At 68.6% G+C, this 12,930-nt stretch carries 14 protein-coding genes and 4 pseudogenes; 11 read left to right on the top strand and 7 right to left on the bottom strand.

What is annotated here, in order from left to right:
• Positions 1–89: 89 nt before the first annotated feature.
• The 9 genes and pseudogenes from E5082_RS30175 to E5082_RS30130 all read left to right on the top strand — a co-directional run bounded on the left by E5082_RS30175 (position 90) and on the right by E5082_RS30130 (position 4,488).
• A complete protein-coding gene (locus E5082_RS30175) occupies positions 90–368 on the top strand; it encodes a hypothetical protein (protein ID WP_135794423.1) in 279 nt (92 codons plus the stop codon).
• A pseudogene (locus E5082_RS33810) lies at positions 325–447 on the top strand (DUF6879 family protein); the annotation flags it as partial. The gene E5082_RS30175 and the pseudogene E5082_RS33810, both read left to right, overlap by 44 nt.
• Positions 448–757: 310 nt before the next feature.
• On the top strand, positions 758–1,192 hold the full coding sequence (locus E5082_RS30165) for a hypothetical protein (RefSeq protein WP_135794421.1): 435 nt from the start codon (positions 758–760) through the stop codon (positions 1,190–1,192).
• A 9-nt stretch (positions 1,193–1,201) separates the two neighbouring features.
• Entirely contained in the window at positions 1,202–2,062 is an 861-nt protein-coding gene (locus E5082_RS30160; RefSeq protein WP_135794420.1) for an alpha/beta fold hydrolase, read from the top strand.
• A 63-nt stretch (positions 2,063–2,125) separates the two neighbouring features.
• Positions 2,126–2,278 (top strand): annotated as a pseudogene (locus tag E5082_RS30155) (Tn3 family transposase); the annotation flags it as partial.
• Positions 2,279–2,450: 172 nt separating this feature from the next.
• On the top strand, positions 2,451–2,975 hold the full coding sequence (locus tag E5082_RS33195; protein WP_244321662.1) for a hypothetical protein: 525 nt from the start codon (positions 2,451–2,453) through the stop codon (positions 2,973–2,975).
• A gap of 139 nt (positions 2,976–3,114) precedes the next feature.
• Positions 3,115–3,624 (top strand): DinB family protein, encoded by a 510-nt coding sequence (locus tag E5082_RS30140; RefSeq protein WP_135794419.1) that lies wholly within the window; start codon positions 3,115–3,117, stop codon positions 3,622–3,624.
• A gap of 73 nt (positions 3,625–3,697) precedes the next feature.
• Positions 3,698–3,910: pseudogene (locus E5082_RS30135) on the top strand (IS982 family transposase); the annotation flags it as partial.
• Positions 3,911–3,945: 35 nt separating this feature from the next.
• Positions 3,946–4,488, top strand: coding sequence for a phosphatase PAP2 family protein (locus E5082_RS30130; protein WP_135794418.1), 543 nt, complete (start codon positions 3,946–3,948; stop codon positions 4,486–4,488).
• Positions 4,489–4,798: 310 nt separating this feature from the next.
• On the opposite strand, the gene E5082_RS33190 is transcribed toward E5082_RS30130, so the two are convergent.
• Together E5082_RS33190 and E5082_RS33185 are read right to left on the bottom strand one after the other, a co-directional pair.
• On the bottom strand, positions 4,799–5,143 hold the full coding sequence (locus tag E5082_RS33190) for a hypothetical protein (protein ID WP_244321651.1): 345 nt from the start codon (positions 5,141–5,143) through the stop codon (positions 4,799–4,801).
• Positions 5,144–6,008: 865 nt separating this feature from the next.
• Positions 6,009–6,146: pseudogene (locus E5082_RS33185) on the bottom strand (lamin tail domain-containing protein); the annotation flags it as partial.
• A gap of 351 nt (positions 6,147–6,497) precedes the next feature.
• On the opposite strand from E5082_RS33185, the gene E5082_RS30115 reads away from it, so the two are divergent.
• Positions 6,498–7,034 (top strand): GNAT family N-acetyltransferase, encoded by a 537-nt coding sequence (locus tag E5082_RS30115; RefSeq protein ID WP_135794416.1) that lies wholly within the window; start codon positions 6,498–6,500, stop codon positions 7,032–7,034.
• Positions 7,035–7,799: 765 nt separating this feature from the next.
• Here E5082_RS30115 and E5082_RS30105 read toward each other — a convergent pair.
• Together E5082_RS30105 and E5082_RS30100 are read right to left on the bottom strand one after the other, a co-directional pair.
• On the bottom strand, positions 7,800–8,699 hold the full coding sequence (locus tag E5082_RS30105) for a hypothetical protein (protein WP_135794415.1): 900 nt from the start codon (positions 8,697–8,699) through the stop codon (positions 7,800–7,802).
• On the bottom strand, positions 8,693–9,016 hold the full coding sequence (locus E5082_RS30100; RefSeq protein WP_244321650.1) for a peptidase inhibitor family I36 protein: 324 nt from the start codon (positions 9,014–9,016) through the stop codon (positions 8,693–8,695). Before E5082_RS30100 ends, E5082_RS30105 begins: the two co-directional genes overlap by 7 nt.
• Before the next feature lie 819 nt (positions 9,017–9,835).
• Between E5082_RS30100 and E5082_RS30095 the strand changes: the two genes are divergently transcribed.
• The gene (locus tag E5082_RS30095) at positions 9,836–11,668 is read left to right on the top strand and encodes an AMP-dependent synthetase/ligase (RefSeq protein WP_135794413.1); all 1,833 of its coding nucleotides are present in this window, start codon (positions 9,836–9,838) and stop codon (positions 11,666–11,668) included.
• Between the two features lie 90 nt (positions 11,669–11,758).
• Here the strand turns inward: E5082_RS30095 and E5082_RS30090 are convergent, their stop codons facing one another.
• From E5082_RS30090 to E5082_RS30080, 3 genes are all read right to left on the bottom strand, one after another.
• A complete protein-coding gene (locus E5082_RS30090; protein WP_135794412.1) occupies positions 11,759–11,956 on the bottom strand; it encodes a hypothetical protein in 198 nt (65 codons plus the stop codon).
• Positions 11,953–12,165 (bottom strand): hypothetical protein, encoded by a 213-nt coding sequence (locus tag E5082_RS30085; protein ID WP_135794411.1) that lies wholly within the window; start codon positions 12,163–12,165, stop codon positions 11,953–11,955. Before E5082_RS30085 ends, E5082_RS30090 begins: the two co-directional genes overlap by 4 nt.
• A 253-nt stretch (positions 12,166–12,418) precedes the next feature.
• Positions 12,419–12,838 (bottom strand): PPOX class F420-dependent oxidoreductase, encoded by a 420-nt coding sequence (locus E5082_RS30080; RefSeq protein WP_135794410.1) that lies wholly within the window; start codon positions 12,836–12,838, stop codon positions 12,419–12,421.
• Positions 12,839–12,930 lie beyond the last annotated feature (92 nt).

Genomic DNA, 12,930 nt, shown 5'->3' with positions numbered 1-12,930 from the left:
CCTCACCGACGTCCCCTTGACCGGCCCTCCTGGCTGCGGGACGGTCCGTGCGCGCAACTACGCGCAACCACGGCGCAGGGGAGAGCGCCATGACGTTGCGGTTCGTCGGGATCGACCCGAACACCGGAGGCGAGGGATCGCCCCTGGTGTGGGTGGAAGAGGAGAGCGCGGACCTGGTCCTCCAGGGCGAGGAAGCCGACGACCTCCTGCAGGACTTGGTCGGCTCCACCGAGTGGGTGGCCGGCCACAAGACGGGGATCCTCGCGCACGAGCGGGTGATCCGGATTCCGGCCCGCATGGTGTCGATTCTGAGGGAGGCGTGCGATGCCGCTGAACGCGCAGGCGCTGAACACCGCGACGTTCGCTGAGCTGCTCGCCGACACCCACCGCACGGCGGTCCATCTGGAGATGCGCGACGTCTACGCGGTCGGCGACGAAACCGAGGATTCCGAGACCGGAGCTAGGCGCCCGCCAACTGAAGCGCTGAATCCCGCCACCCCAGTCGCTCATCCGCCAAGTGAGGCCCTCAGTCACACCAGCTGTGCCTGAGCGCGACAGTTGGCCTTCGAAGAGGTCTTCGACCCGGAGCAGGAAGAGGACCGGTGCAAAGGGTTCGGTCTGCCCGGGGCCCCGCACCCGGATTGCAGGCCGCCGACAGGATGCCCAGGCTGGAAGGAGGGAGGCCGGCGACCGGCCGGTCACCGTGCCGGTACGACGCCCCGGCGTACCGCAGCGACGACACGTCTCGAGGTGGCACATGACATCAGCGACGACGACCGACGCGGCAGAGGAGTTCCGCCGGCTGAGCGACGACGATCCGGAACTGCAGGCCCACGGCACGTACTACTCGTGTAGCTTCCTGCTGGACATGGACCCCCACCAGTTCCTCGTGCGGATGCACAAAGGAAAGGTGGAGGAACTGATCACCGACCCCGAGCCGTTGGCGGCCTACGACTTCGCGATCCGCGCGGACGCGGAGACGTGGCAGGGCTTCTGCCGGCAGACGCCTCCGCCGATGTGCCACGGCATCTGGGCGGCCACATTCCGAAGGGGCATGCGGCTGGAGGGCGACCTGCTCGTGCTCATGCAAAACCTGCGCTGCGTGACCCGGCAGCTGGAGCTGCTGCGCGTCACGGGCCCCCTCGGTCCGACGGACGAGACCGGGACCACCCCATCCTCTCGTGAGACATAGGAGCTCCCCATGGCCAGCGGCAGGATCTCGCCGGTCACCGGCCACTACGTCACCATCGACGTGGAGGACGCACAGTACAGGGTGTTCTACCTGGAGAACGGGCAGGGCACGCCTCTGGTGTGCCAGCACACCGCAGGCTGCCACAACCACCAGTGGCGGGGCCTGCTCGAGGACGAGGAGATCACCGGCCGCTACCGGGTGATCGCCTATGACCTCCCCCGGCACGGCAAATCGGACCCGCCGTCGAACCAGGAGTGGTGGAAGGAGGAGTACCGGCTCACCGCGGACCACTTCACGTCCTTCATCGTCACCTTCTGCGACGCCCTCGAACTGCAGGCCCCGATCTTCATGGGGTCGTCGTTCGGGGGGAACGTGGCCCTGCAACTCGCCCTGCGGCACCCGGACCGGTTCAAAGCGGTGATCCCCGTCGAGGGCGCGGACTACTCACCCGGCTTCTACCTCGACTGGTGGCAGCATCCCCACGCCAATGCCGCCCAGGTGTGCGCCAGCGGCGTGTGGGACCTCATGGCGCCGCAGTCCCCGGAGCAGGACCGCTGGGCCACCTGGTTCTACTACACCCAGGGATCGGAGGCGTTCAAGGGCGACCTGTACTTCTACTCCGTCGACCACGATCTGAGGGACCGGCTGGACGACATCGACGGCGACCGGTGTCCCGTGATCATGCTGACCGGCGAGTACGACTACCTCACCACCCCCGAGGACGGGCGCCGGACCGCAGAGGCCATCCGCGGAGCGGAGTTCATCGAGATGAAGGAGATCGGCCACTTCCCGATGAGCGAGAACCACCCGCGCTTCGCCCAATACCTGGGGCAGGCCCTGGAGCGGATCGAGAAGCGGACCGGCTCCTGAGGCCACGGCGTACGTCCGTGTCTCCCTCACCCACGTCACCAAGACGCTGCACTTGCCTGCCACCGGCAGATGCACAAGCAGCTCACCGTCCCGGCGTCCCGGCATAAGCTCGCCAGGGACATCTGCCACGGCAGGAAGGGCGCCATGGCATACCGGGACGAGATGGAAGGCCAAGTCGGCGCGCTCGGCCTGATCGTGAGCGCCGTGGTGCTCTGGCAGTACTGACCGTGCCGCGCGCGGAGAACAAGGTGGTGGTGTCGCAGACGCTGCACTGAGACCTGTACAAAGTGATGTCGGACAGTGTCGAAATCGACTGGCTACGCGCCTAAGGATCGAGGCCTTCTCCTTGGCTTGTTGCGGCGGACCGTACGTCGCGTTAACGGATTCGGTGGCGCTTGACGGCGTGGGTGAAGTCCGGGGCGACAGCCGTTCCGGGGATGAGATCGTCCCGAATCGCGGGGTAGGCGTGCAACAGCGTGTGGATCACTGTTCCGGCCAGGCTGGGAACGGCGTCCGCCCCCTGAACTGCCTCGGGCTCAGCCCGCTGAACGGCGCTATCCAGGACAGCCCCGACGCCGTGATCCCACCAGCCAATAGCAAGATCATCTCAGTTGCCGAGGCTGCCCCATGTCCTCCATACCGCGGCTTTGCCGCGTTCCGGCGGCGTCTGACCGAGGCCGAAGGAGCCGTTCTCTCCCAGCTGTGGGGCTACGGCGGCAAGCGCCCGTGGAGCGAGGTGTCCACCGCTCTGGAGCCACTCCTCGATCATCCAGATGACGGCGGTGACGACCTCTGGCCTGCCGAGTGCGCGTCGATTCTGGTCCGGCTGGAAACAATCACCGACCAGTGGGCACGGGGGGACAGCGACCCGCTCCTCCAGCAGCACATCGAGGGGGTGGTTGGCTACGGGTGAGCGATCAGCCTTGCTGATCCTGTGACTGGTGACCTCCGCTGTGACGGTCAGGTCGGGTTGACGGTCCTCGTCTGGGGACAGCCGACGGGAGTAGATACTGGCCCTGCATGCATGCAGGCACCGATAAGGAGCATGGCCAGTGACCAGCGACAGTCGCATAGGACCGCCCAGTTTTGGAAGCGAACGTGACACGCTGCGGGCTTTCCTCGACTACCACCGCGCGACCCTCGCAATGAAGTGCGAAGGGCTTACCGACGAGGAGCTGCGACAGCAGTCGATGCCGCCGTCCACGCTTTCGCTGCTCGGTTTGGTGCGACACATGGCGGAGGTGGAGCGTGCTTGGTTCCGTCGAGTGTTCGAGGACAACGACGTGCCCCTGGTCTGGTCCGACAAGATCGACTTCCAGGCGGCGTACGACGCGAGCGCGTCGACCAGGGACGAGGCGTTCACAGCCTGGGAGGCCGAGGTGGAGAACTCGCGCCGCATCGAGCGGGAGGCTGAATCCCTGGACCAGGCCGGGTATCAGCCACGATGGGGCCAGGAGGTCTCACTGCGGATGGTGATGGTGCACGTGCTCCTGGAATACGGCCGTCACAACGGGCACGCAGACTTTCTGCGTGAGGGTGTCGACGGGACCGTGGGCGCCTGAGTCCGCAGGAGCGTGCCGATCTTTTCCGGAGAATCGCCTGCGCGGCTGGAAAAAGGGAGCCCAACGTCAGTGTGTGAAGACAGAGTGGGACTCCCTCGCCACCGCACTCTATGTGAAGGCCGACGATCTGCTGAAGGAATCGCCGCAGTGGGCCCCGTGGCGGCCGGCCGTGGGCATCGCGCTACGGCTCAGCGACGCGGAGCTGGTGACGCTGGCGATGATGCAAGCCATGTTGGGCTTCACCTCCGAGGCCCGGTGGCTGCGGCACGCCCGCGCTCACCTGCGGGTGTAGGCCGTTGACCCGCGGGATATCCGCTCTCCATGAAGCTTCTGGCGGGATTGCGTGACATTGATCGGTTGCTCACCAAGCAGGCGGCCTCGCGTATCCCACCCGGCGTCGGCAAGGTGCTGTCGGCGGTGGAGGAGGCGGCCGAGAGCACGAAACTGTGGTGCGGTGCAGCCGCAGCGATGGCGTGCCTGGGCGGGTGGCGGGGCCGCAGGACGGCGGTCACCGGCATGGCCGCGCTCGTGGTCGCGCAGCTGGTCTCCAACGGCCTGTGCAAGCAGGTGGCCGACCGGCCCCGGCCGCCGAAGGAGTGGTTCCCCCACGACGAGGTCGACGACCGGCCCGACTCCTTCCCCTCCGGACACACCGCCGCCGCCGTGGCCTTCACTGCCGCCGTCGCGCCCGCCTGGCCGGCCGTCGGCGCTGCGTGTTCCCTGCCGGCCGGACTGGTGGCGCTGGAGCGGGTGCAAAGCGGTGCCCACTATCCCAGCGACGTTGCCGCCGGCGCCGTCATCGGCCTGGCCAGCGCCTGGCTCACCCGCAGCGTCCCGCGTCTGGTGCTGCGCCACTGGCCGTAACCGGACGTGCACCGGGGCGGCTGACACTCGGGCGACGCAGCAAGTGCGGCCGCCCGTAGGCGAGCCCTCCCTGCTGTGTGGGGGCTCCGCCCCCGGCCTGCCCACAGTGGAGCCGGCCGGGCCGCGGCCGCCGCCGAACGTGTGCTCATCCCGGCGAGCCTCGCCTCCGCGATGGCGCCCACCCTGCGGCACACTGGCCGGGGTGCGCGTGCCGCAGGCACCCCTGTCCTACGGGAGCCAGGAAGAGGGACGAAAGCCCAGGTGACGATTGCTGCGGGGTGAGGCGCGCTCCGGCTGTCGTAGGGGCCGGTCAGGCGCAGCCGCGCTGCCAGTTCCAGCCGATGAAGGTGTGACGCAGGTTCACCTCGAAGTGGCAGAAGGCGGTGCCGTCGGCCTTGAGGTCGACGTACGAGTGGTGGGTGTTGGCGTACCAGGCTCCGGTCGCATCGAAGATGCCGCGGTAGGTGAAGTCCGCGTGTGCCTCGCTGCGGGAGGCGGGGCAGCCGGTGGCGCAGTCGACGCCCTCGGTGGCCGACTTCCGCGACCAACCCGCATCCCACGGCTCACGATTCCACTGCTGGGTGGCGTCGGCGCCCGCGCTCACGACGCGACCGCCTTCGGTGGCCCAGTGCGACGTTAAGTACAGGGCAGTCATGCGGATATGGCAGCAGTCGTACATCTCGTTCCAGCTGGAGAGCCGATGCCAGCCGCTCTCGGTGTCTTTGGTCCCGGCCCCTGCTGCGGTTCCACCGGCCCGGCCGAGCGGCGTCAGCCGCACCTCACCGAGCCGTGGCCTGCAGTCCACGCCGATCGAGACCGCCTGCTGTACGGCCATACCCACGGGCGGTGCGGGCAGTGAGCCCGTCAACTGCAGATCGCCACAGGAGCGGTCGGCCCGTGTCCCCTCGCCGGCCGCGGACGCCGGAACGGCCGCGAAGGAGAGCAGAACGGCGACGAGCGCTGAGCGACAAGCGATTCGGATATGCACGTCTCGATTCTTTCTTCAGCTGCTGACTCAGTCCGATGCCCACGAGCGGCATTTTGTGAGGGGTCGTGCGCAGTACGTCCGTGATCTGCCCGGCAGACCGAGGAAGCACAAGGGCCCGTCTCTCCCCTCGAGACGGAGTTCATACCTCACCAGCAACTACTCGACCGCGCCCGTGCCTTGGAACAAAGGCTTCTGAGCCAATCCGCTACATTCTCGGCGCGCCGCAGTCCTAGTGAGGTACGCAATGGGCGCCGTCAGCGTGCTTCGACCCGGCCTGACGCAACACAGGGGCAGACTCAGTGGGTCTGATGAAGATGCGCTTGGTCTGGGGGGCCGCTGCGGCGACCGCCGCATCCATCGCGGCGCGGGCAGCGGGCGGCCGGATCGGCCACTCGCCGGGCGCCAGGCGGGCGGCGGCGGCCCGGACGGTGTCGGCGGTAAAGGCGGCCTGCGTGACAGCGGACATGTGATTCCTCCAGGGGGCGGGGTCATGGCAGTACCCGCGTAACCGCACCACTGCAGCCGGGGAACACACGTAGGCCCGACGGTCCTGGAAGAGGTCGGTGCGGGTGTCGCGGCCAATACCCGTGTGTACGCGGACCGTTGCACGGCCTGCCAGGCGGTGGTGGTCGAAGGTATAGGTGTGGCCATCCTCGTCGGCCAGCGTCCAGCGAGGGCGGTCAGACGACGGAGCGAGGAAGCGGACACGCGGGTCCCCCTTCGTGCGCGCACCAGCCCCTGGCGCAGTGCATCGAAACCACGAGGCTGGTGGGTGCGTTGTGCGGGTGGTGCAGCCGGTCGGCGGCACGAACCACACCCTGCAGCCCAACCCCGCAGTGTGTGACGGAATGCGGAGGCTATAACAGTTTCGGCAAGATTCGGCCATCATCACGGCGCCGAGGAAGGGCTCCGGCCCCGGAAGCGAACCATGCCCCCGTGGCCTGAACTCCCTGCTCTGGACGGCACAGATCGGCTGGGGAATCGCTTGGCCAGTGCTCGGCGGAGAGATCATCATGTGGGAATGTCTGAGAACCGATCCGCTGTGGCACCGACGGTGGTGCGGCTCACCCAGTACACGAAGGCGGACCAGGAGGAGATCCTTGGCAACAGCGATGATCCCTTCGGTGTCGCCTGGACCGGTCTTGCCTGGCTGCCGAAAGAAGAGCACTTCGGCATCCGGCACCACGGCCGCCTCGTGGCACACGCCGGCCTGCTGCGGCTGCCTGTTGCGATCGGTGACGCCGAGACAGAGGTGGTGGGCGTCGGCGGGGTGGCCGTCTCACCCGGCATGCAAGGTCAGGGCCTCGCTCGCCTCGTCGTCACAGCTGCCCTGGTGCACGCCCGAACGATGGGTCCTCAACACGCACTCCTCTTCTGCCGGCCTCCCCTCGTGTCGCTCTACCAGCGCCTCGGATGGCACCCGCTCGACAAGGACGTACTCGTCGAACAACCCGAAGGCCGCCTCGTGACCATGCCGCTGCGGACCATGGTGACGCCCCTGCGCGACGATGCCCGGTGGCCCTCAGGGCCAGTACGGCTGCTCTCACTCCCTATGTGATGGGCGTCGGCCGCAGCCCGCCCCGGACACAGCCCCGCAGCCAGGCATCCAGCACCCACCGGGCCGGACCGCAGGGGAGTCGCATGAGCGCCCCGGAAGCACGCCCAACCCCGACGACGCCCTCGCACGCGCCCACGCGGCCCGCGCGAAGATGGTCGCCGCGCTCCACGAGGACCAGGAGCCCGAGCCTGATGAGCCCCTGGGGTGGCAGCCGATCTGGAAGCGCCCCCGGAAGCCGAAGTCCAAGGCCGCGAAGAAGCAGGAGCTGCGCAAGCAGGGCCGACGGCTCCAGGACGCCGGCAAGCGCCGCCTCGCCCCTCGCAGTCGCGCCGGCCCCGCTCCCGGCAGAACCGGATCGGCAACACGGCCGCGCGCCGCGACGCCCGCGCCCTGTCCCGGCTGCGGCACTCCAACGCCTGGCTGTGGTGACGATGCCGGGCGTCGTCCACCGAGTGGAGCCCACCCGATGGACTCCACCGAGTGGACTCCCCTCTGGTGCGCTGGATGACGATGGACTCCACTGTGGTGCGCACCGCCCCCGGTGCGCCGCACCACCCGACGATGCCTGGCACTCGCGCGCGCTGATGCTCCGCACCCGATGCTCCGCACCGCACCGGTGCGCCCGACGCGGGCGACCCCTTGGATCCGGGTTGTGGCGGCCGCCAGAGCGGAGTAGCCCTCGCGGGCGCTGAAACGATCCCCGGCATGGGGTTGCCGGGGTCGCTTCCTGCTCTCAAGAGTAGGCACCAGGGAGCGTCTCGCACCTCACTCGGCGGCCTCGTTAAGCGCCCGCTCCTTGGCCTGCCGATAGCGGGCGATGGTCTCCCGGTTATCCGCCGTGAGCACCTTCCGCTCGACCTTCTGCTGGACGCCCGCGACGGCCTCGGCCAACCCGATCTCCCTCTGACACCGGGCGTCGGCGTTCGCGGCTTCGATCTCGTCACGACCCAGCGCCCGCAATTCCTCTTCGTCCTTTGCTGCCGTGGGCAGACGGGCGTTGAACGGCGCACGGGCGGCCTGAAGGTCCACTGCCGGATGCCCAGATTTCCTCATACAGGCTGACCAGCGCTGGAGCGCCTTACGGTAGGCGGGTTCTTCCTCGACCGTGGCTAGGACCGAATTCGCCAGTTTCATGGTGATCGGTTCCAGCGTGTTCCAGTCAGGTCCATAAACTTCCGCGTTCGCTTGGGCGATGCAGCCGTCTGTGGAGTATTGGACGTTGGTTCCGCCCGGGAGATGCAGCGTCACCCGTTGCTCCGCGGTTCCGGTCAGGGCTTGCTGCCAGGCTTTCGTACGCGGCTTACCTGTAGGTAGCGGCGTGGACCGCAGATGGAGGTATTCACCGACGATGCCGTAACCGTCCGCCGCCGCTCGCTGCGGGGTGAGCAGTCCGTACGGGTTCGTCTCCTCGCCGCGTGCGGAGGCGATCGCCGGCTGTGCCGTGTATTGCTGGCCACGGGCGGTCATGCAGGCGGTGACGGCACGCTCCTCGCGGTTGTGTAGGCGTACAGAGTCGACGTGGCTGAACGCGGTCGCTCCCGAAAGCGGGCGGACATCGGGGGCTGCGGGCTTGCGGTCGGGCTCCTCAGAAGAGGAACAACCGACCGTAGCCAGCGCGGTGATCAGCGCCAGGCAAGTGAGCCGCCCGTGGTATCGGCTCAGCACCAGCGGTTAGAGGCGACGTTGTCCTTCCACGGGCTGTACAGGGGGGAGTACCACCAGCCCCGCTGGGCCAGGGCGACCGAACCCGTGTAGTTCAGGCCGGAGTAGACGCGGACGTCGCAGTTGTTTCCGTTGTTGTACAGCGACTCGGCGTTGTTGAACTTGTTGTACTGCAACAGATTGGTGTTGTCGCCGTAGACCGTCCCGGGGTCTCCCGCGCCGTTGGTGCCCAGGTACGCGCACAGCGCCCCGGCAGGACAGTCGGAGTACGCCGCGTTGGCGGGACTGGCGATCATCAGCGTGGTGGCAGTCAGTGCCACAGCACCCAGGACGACGCCGGCTTTGGGAAGTAACCGTTGCATATCTGTCCTTCGGTTGGTGGCCGCGCTGCTAAGCGGGTCACGATGGGAAAGGCAGCGTCGAGGTGGTGTTTCGCCCTGCCCCGCACGGTGTGCCGGTCGGGCTTCCCCTCGTGGCTTGGACCGTGCCAGGGCATCGCTGGATGCAGCAAGCGACCTTCAGTACCTCTCCGAGATTTCCCCAACCGGGGCAAGGGCCTCCGGTCATAAAAACTGTTGCCATGACCGTTTTGTCAGACAAGGCCTCAAGTGCGCGGACACGCAAATTTTTACGCACGCGATAAATCTTGCATTTAAGACAGCGCCAACGCAGGCGGAAAAGCATGTTCAATCCCGTGATTGAGGCCCTGGCTGCGAGCCCCACCGCGCCCTGAGTTAGAACGCTCAGCCAGAGTCAGAACATCCGGCAACCCTTCTGACTGCAAGATCAAAGACACGGTGAAGACAGGGTGAGGACAAAGGGGGTTCCCTCACGGCGAACCCCTGCAAGCCGGGAAAGAACAAGCGCAGACGGCGCGCGTCCGGGGAGCAGCCGTCGATCTTCTCGTCTCAAACGCGCCTCCCGGCAAGCGGCCTGCAGGTGCTGCCGCTTTGCCCGGGATCACAGCACCAGTGGTGGGGAGGCCTGAACGGCGGGGGAGAACCCCCGGCACCGGACACCGCGCACCAATGCAACGAGAATCGGCGGACAGCACCTAGGCTCCCGCGATGACGGCCGGTATGTTGCGCCCCTGCCCCGCTGCGAGGCGGGCACGGTGAACGGCTCATCATGGGGGTAGCGTGCGCGACTTCAGCCTTCCGGCACTGGTGGAAACCCTGTCGGCGGGAGGCCTTGCGGACTCGGTGTACGAGGTGGCGGAACGCGACCCGAAACTGGAGCAGTTGGCGCGGCGCGACCCCCTGGACGAGCAGAGGTGGTGTGCGGTCACCGCGGCCGAGTTCCGCGACGAGGTCCTGGCGCTGGCCAAGGGGCTGCTGGCCGGCGGGATCCAGTTCGGTCACCGCGTCGCCGTGATGTCCCGCACCCGTTACGAGTGGACGCTCTTCAGCTACGCGTTGTGGTCCATCGGCGCCCAGGTGGTCCCCGTCTACCCCACCTCCTCGGCGGACCAGGTCCGCTGGATCCTGTCGGACGCGCAGGTGGTGGCCGTCGTGGTGGAACATGAGGACCATGCCATGACCGTGGGGGCGGTCTGCGACCAACTGCCGCTGCTGAGGGCGATATGGCAACTGGACGCGAACTGCGTCCAGTGGCTGGCGGACGCGGGCCGGGGCATCCCCGACGACGTGGTGCACCAGTACCGCAGGGCAGTGCAGCCGGGCTCGGTCGCCACCATCGCCTACACCTCCGGCACCACCGGCCCCCACCCCAAGGGCTGCCTGATCACCCACGCCGGTGCCGCGGCCGAATGCGACACCCTGAACGCGGGCTGGCGGGAGGTCCTCGCCGAGCCCGGTGAGCAGCCGGCCGTTCTGGCCTTCCTGCCCCTCTCCCACATCTACGGCCTGATAGTGCAGGTCCTCTGCATGCGCGGCGGCATCCGGCTGGGGCATCAGCCGGACCTGTCCCCCGCCGCGCTGCTGCCCGCCCTGGCGTCGTTCCGGCCGACGTACGTCTTCGCCGTGCCGTACATCTTCGAGAAGATCTTCCAGTCGGCCAGGCGTTCGGCCGAAGCAGCCGGCCGGGAGGCGTTCTTCGACCGGGCCGTGGACGTCGCGGTGCGCTACGCCGAGGAAGTGGAGCGCCGGGACAGGGGCGAGGGCTCGGGGCCCGGACCGCTGCTGAAGGCATCGCACACCGTCTTCGACCGTCTGGTGTACGGGCGGCTGCGGGCCGTCCTCGGCGGCCGGGTCCGCTATGCCACCTCCGGCGGTTCGAGTCTCGACCGGGAACTCGGCCTGTTCTTCGCCGGAGCCGGGGTCACCATCCACGACGGATACGGGCTCACCGAGACGACCGCCGCCGTGACCAGCCAGCCACCGGGCCGGCCCCGCTTCGGGACCGTCGGCAGACCCCTGCCCGGCTGCTCCGTCCACGTGGCACGGGACGGGGAGATCTGGGTCCGCGGGGACGTCGTCTTCTCCGGCTACCTCGGCGATCCGGCGGCCACCGGGTCGGTGCTGCGCGACGGGTGGTTCGCGACGGGCGACGTGGGCCGGCTGGACGACGACGGCTTCCTGGTCATCACCGGACGCAAGAAGGACATCCTCATCACCAATGGCGGCAAGAGCGTCAATCCCCGGGTGCTCGAGGAGCGGCTGCTGAGACATCCCCTGATCTCCCAGTGCCTCGTCGTAGGCGACAACCGTCCCTTCATCGCGGCGCTGATCACCCTGGATCCCGAGGCGTCCCAGCACTGGTGCCGGCTTCGCGCACAGCAGCACGCCCGGACCGGTGAGGCGCCGGTCAACGAGGAACTGCGTGGCGAGATCCAGCGGGCCGTGACGATGGCGAACGCGGCGGTCTCCCAGGCGGAGGCGATCCGCGCGTTCCGGATCATCCCGAACGAGTTCAGCACGGCCAACGGCCTCATGACGCCGTCGCTGAAGCTGCGTCGCGCCGCGATCGTGCAGGCGTACACGGCCGACATCGAAGCGCTGTACGGCTCCTGAGGCCCCCTCACCGGCGGTCGGACGGCCCCGCTGCTGATCTTGGGATCATCCACGGTGAAAGCGGGCAGGGCCCGGGCCGGCACCGTCGGCTCAACCCCGCGCTTCGTTGAGCACGATCTCCGCGTCGGCTCGCACGCCGCCGCCATCGTTGCGGGCGGGGGAGCTGCGGCACGTCCACAGCCGCATCAGGCTGGCGGCGGGCAGGCCGTAGCGGTCCGCGACCCGGCCGATCAGCGACGCGGTCAGCTCCCCGGCCGGCGGCACGGTCCGTAACACTCCTGCTGTCACAGTTCTCCCGACGCTCTTTCCTGCTTCCGGTCCACCGTGCCCAGGCGGTCCACCAGCTCCGCCTGGGTGAGGAGGACCGCGGCTCCCGCGTGGTCCTCCTGCGTGAGCGAGGCAGCGTCGACCACCTGGGCCGTGCCCTCGAGCAGGATCAGCCCGGCGTCGTCGTCCCGCGCGGGGAGCAGCTCTGCGACATGGGTTTCGTCGATCACGTGTCGGGCCTTCCGTTCGGCTACGGGTGCCCGGACATGCGGAGCGGCGGTGTGCCGGACCCGCTGCCCGGGGCGGGCGGGTGCCCCCGAGCCGGTGATCCCGATCCTTCGCCGGGGGCGGGCGGGTGCGCGCGGGCCGGTGATCCCGATCCTTCGCCGGGGGCGGGCGGGTGCGCGCGGGCCGGTGATCCCGATCCTTCGCCGGGGGCGTGTGGGTGCGCGCGGGCCGGTGATCCCGGCCCTCCACCGGGTCTCACCCTGCCTGGTCGGTGTCCTTGTGCGCGCCCCAGCCGTGCCAGCGCTCGACCTCGACCCAGGCGCTGAACCGGGTGCGCCCCCGGTCCGGGTAGGGCCGTCCGGTGTAGTGCGTGGAGAGGCGGTCGATGTCGGCCAGGCCCTTGTCCTCGTGTATGTCGGTCACCCGGCCGATGAGGGTGACGTGCGTGTACCAGTCGTCCCGGTCGAGGACGGTGAGGGACACCCGGGGGTCGCGGCGCAGGTGCTCCAGGCGGACCCGGCCCTCGTCCATGTTCAGGAGGACGCGGCCGTCCTCCCAGAGGTACCAGGTGGGTGTGGTCACCGGGGCGCCGTCCTTGCGCAGGGTGGCTATCACGCACGGGTTGGGGTGACGCAGCATCTCTTCGGCCGCGGGCGGCAGCGGGGGCTTGGACATGGGGTTTCCTTCCTGTCTCCCTGTCGTTGGCCGCCGAGTTCCCTGAAACGGGGTGCGGCGCACCTCGCCGGAGCCGTCGGGCCACGTCCCGT

Origin of the sequence: Streptomyces griseoluteus (assembly GCF_004784465.1) — a bacterium.
Taxonomy (GTDB): domain Bacteria; phylum Actinomycetota; class Actinomycetes; order Streptomycetales; family Streptomycetaceae; genus Streptomyces; species Streptomyces griseoluteus.
Note: the sequence above shows the minus strand (reverse complement) of the source record. Positions and strands in the feature narration are given on the sequence as shown.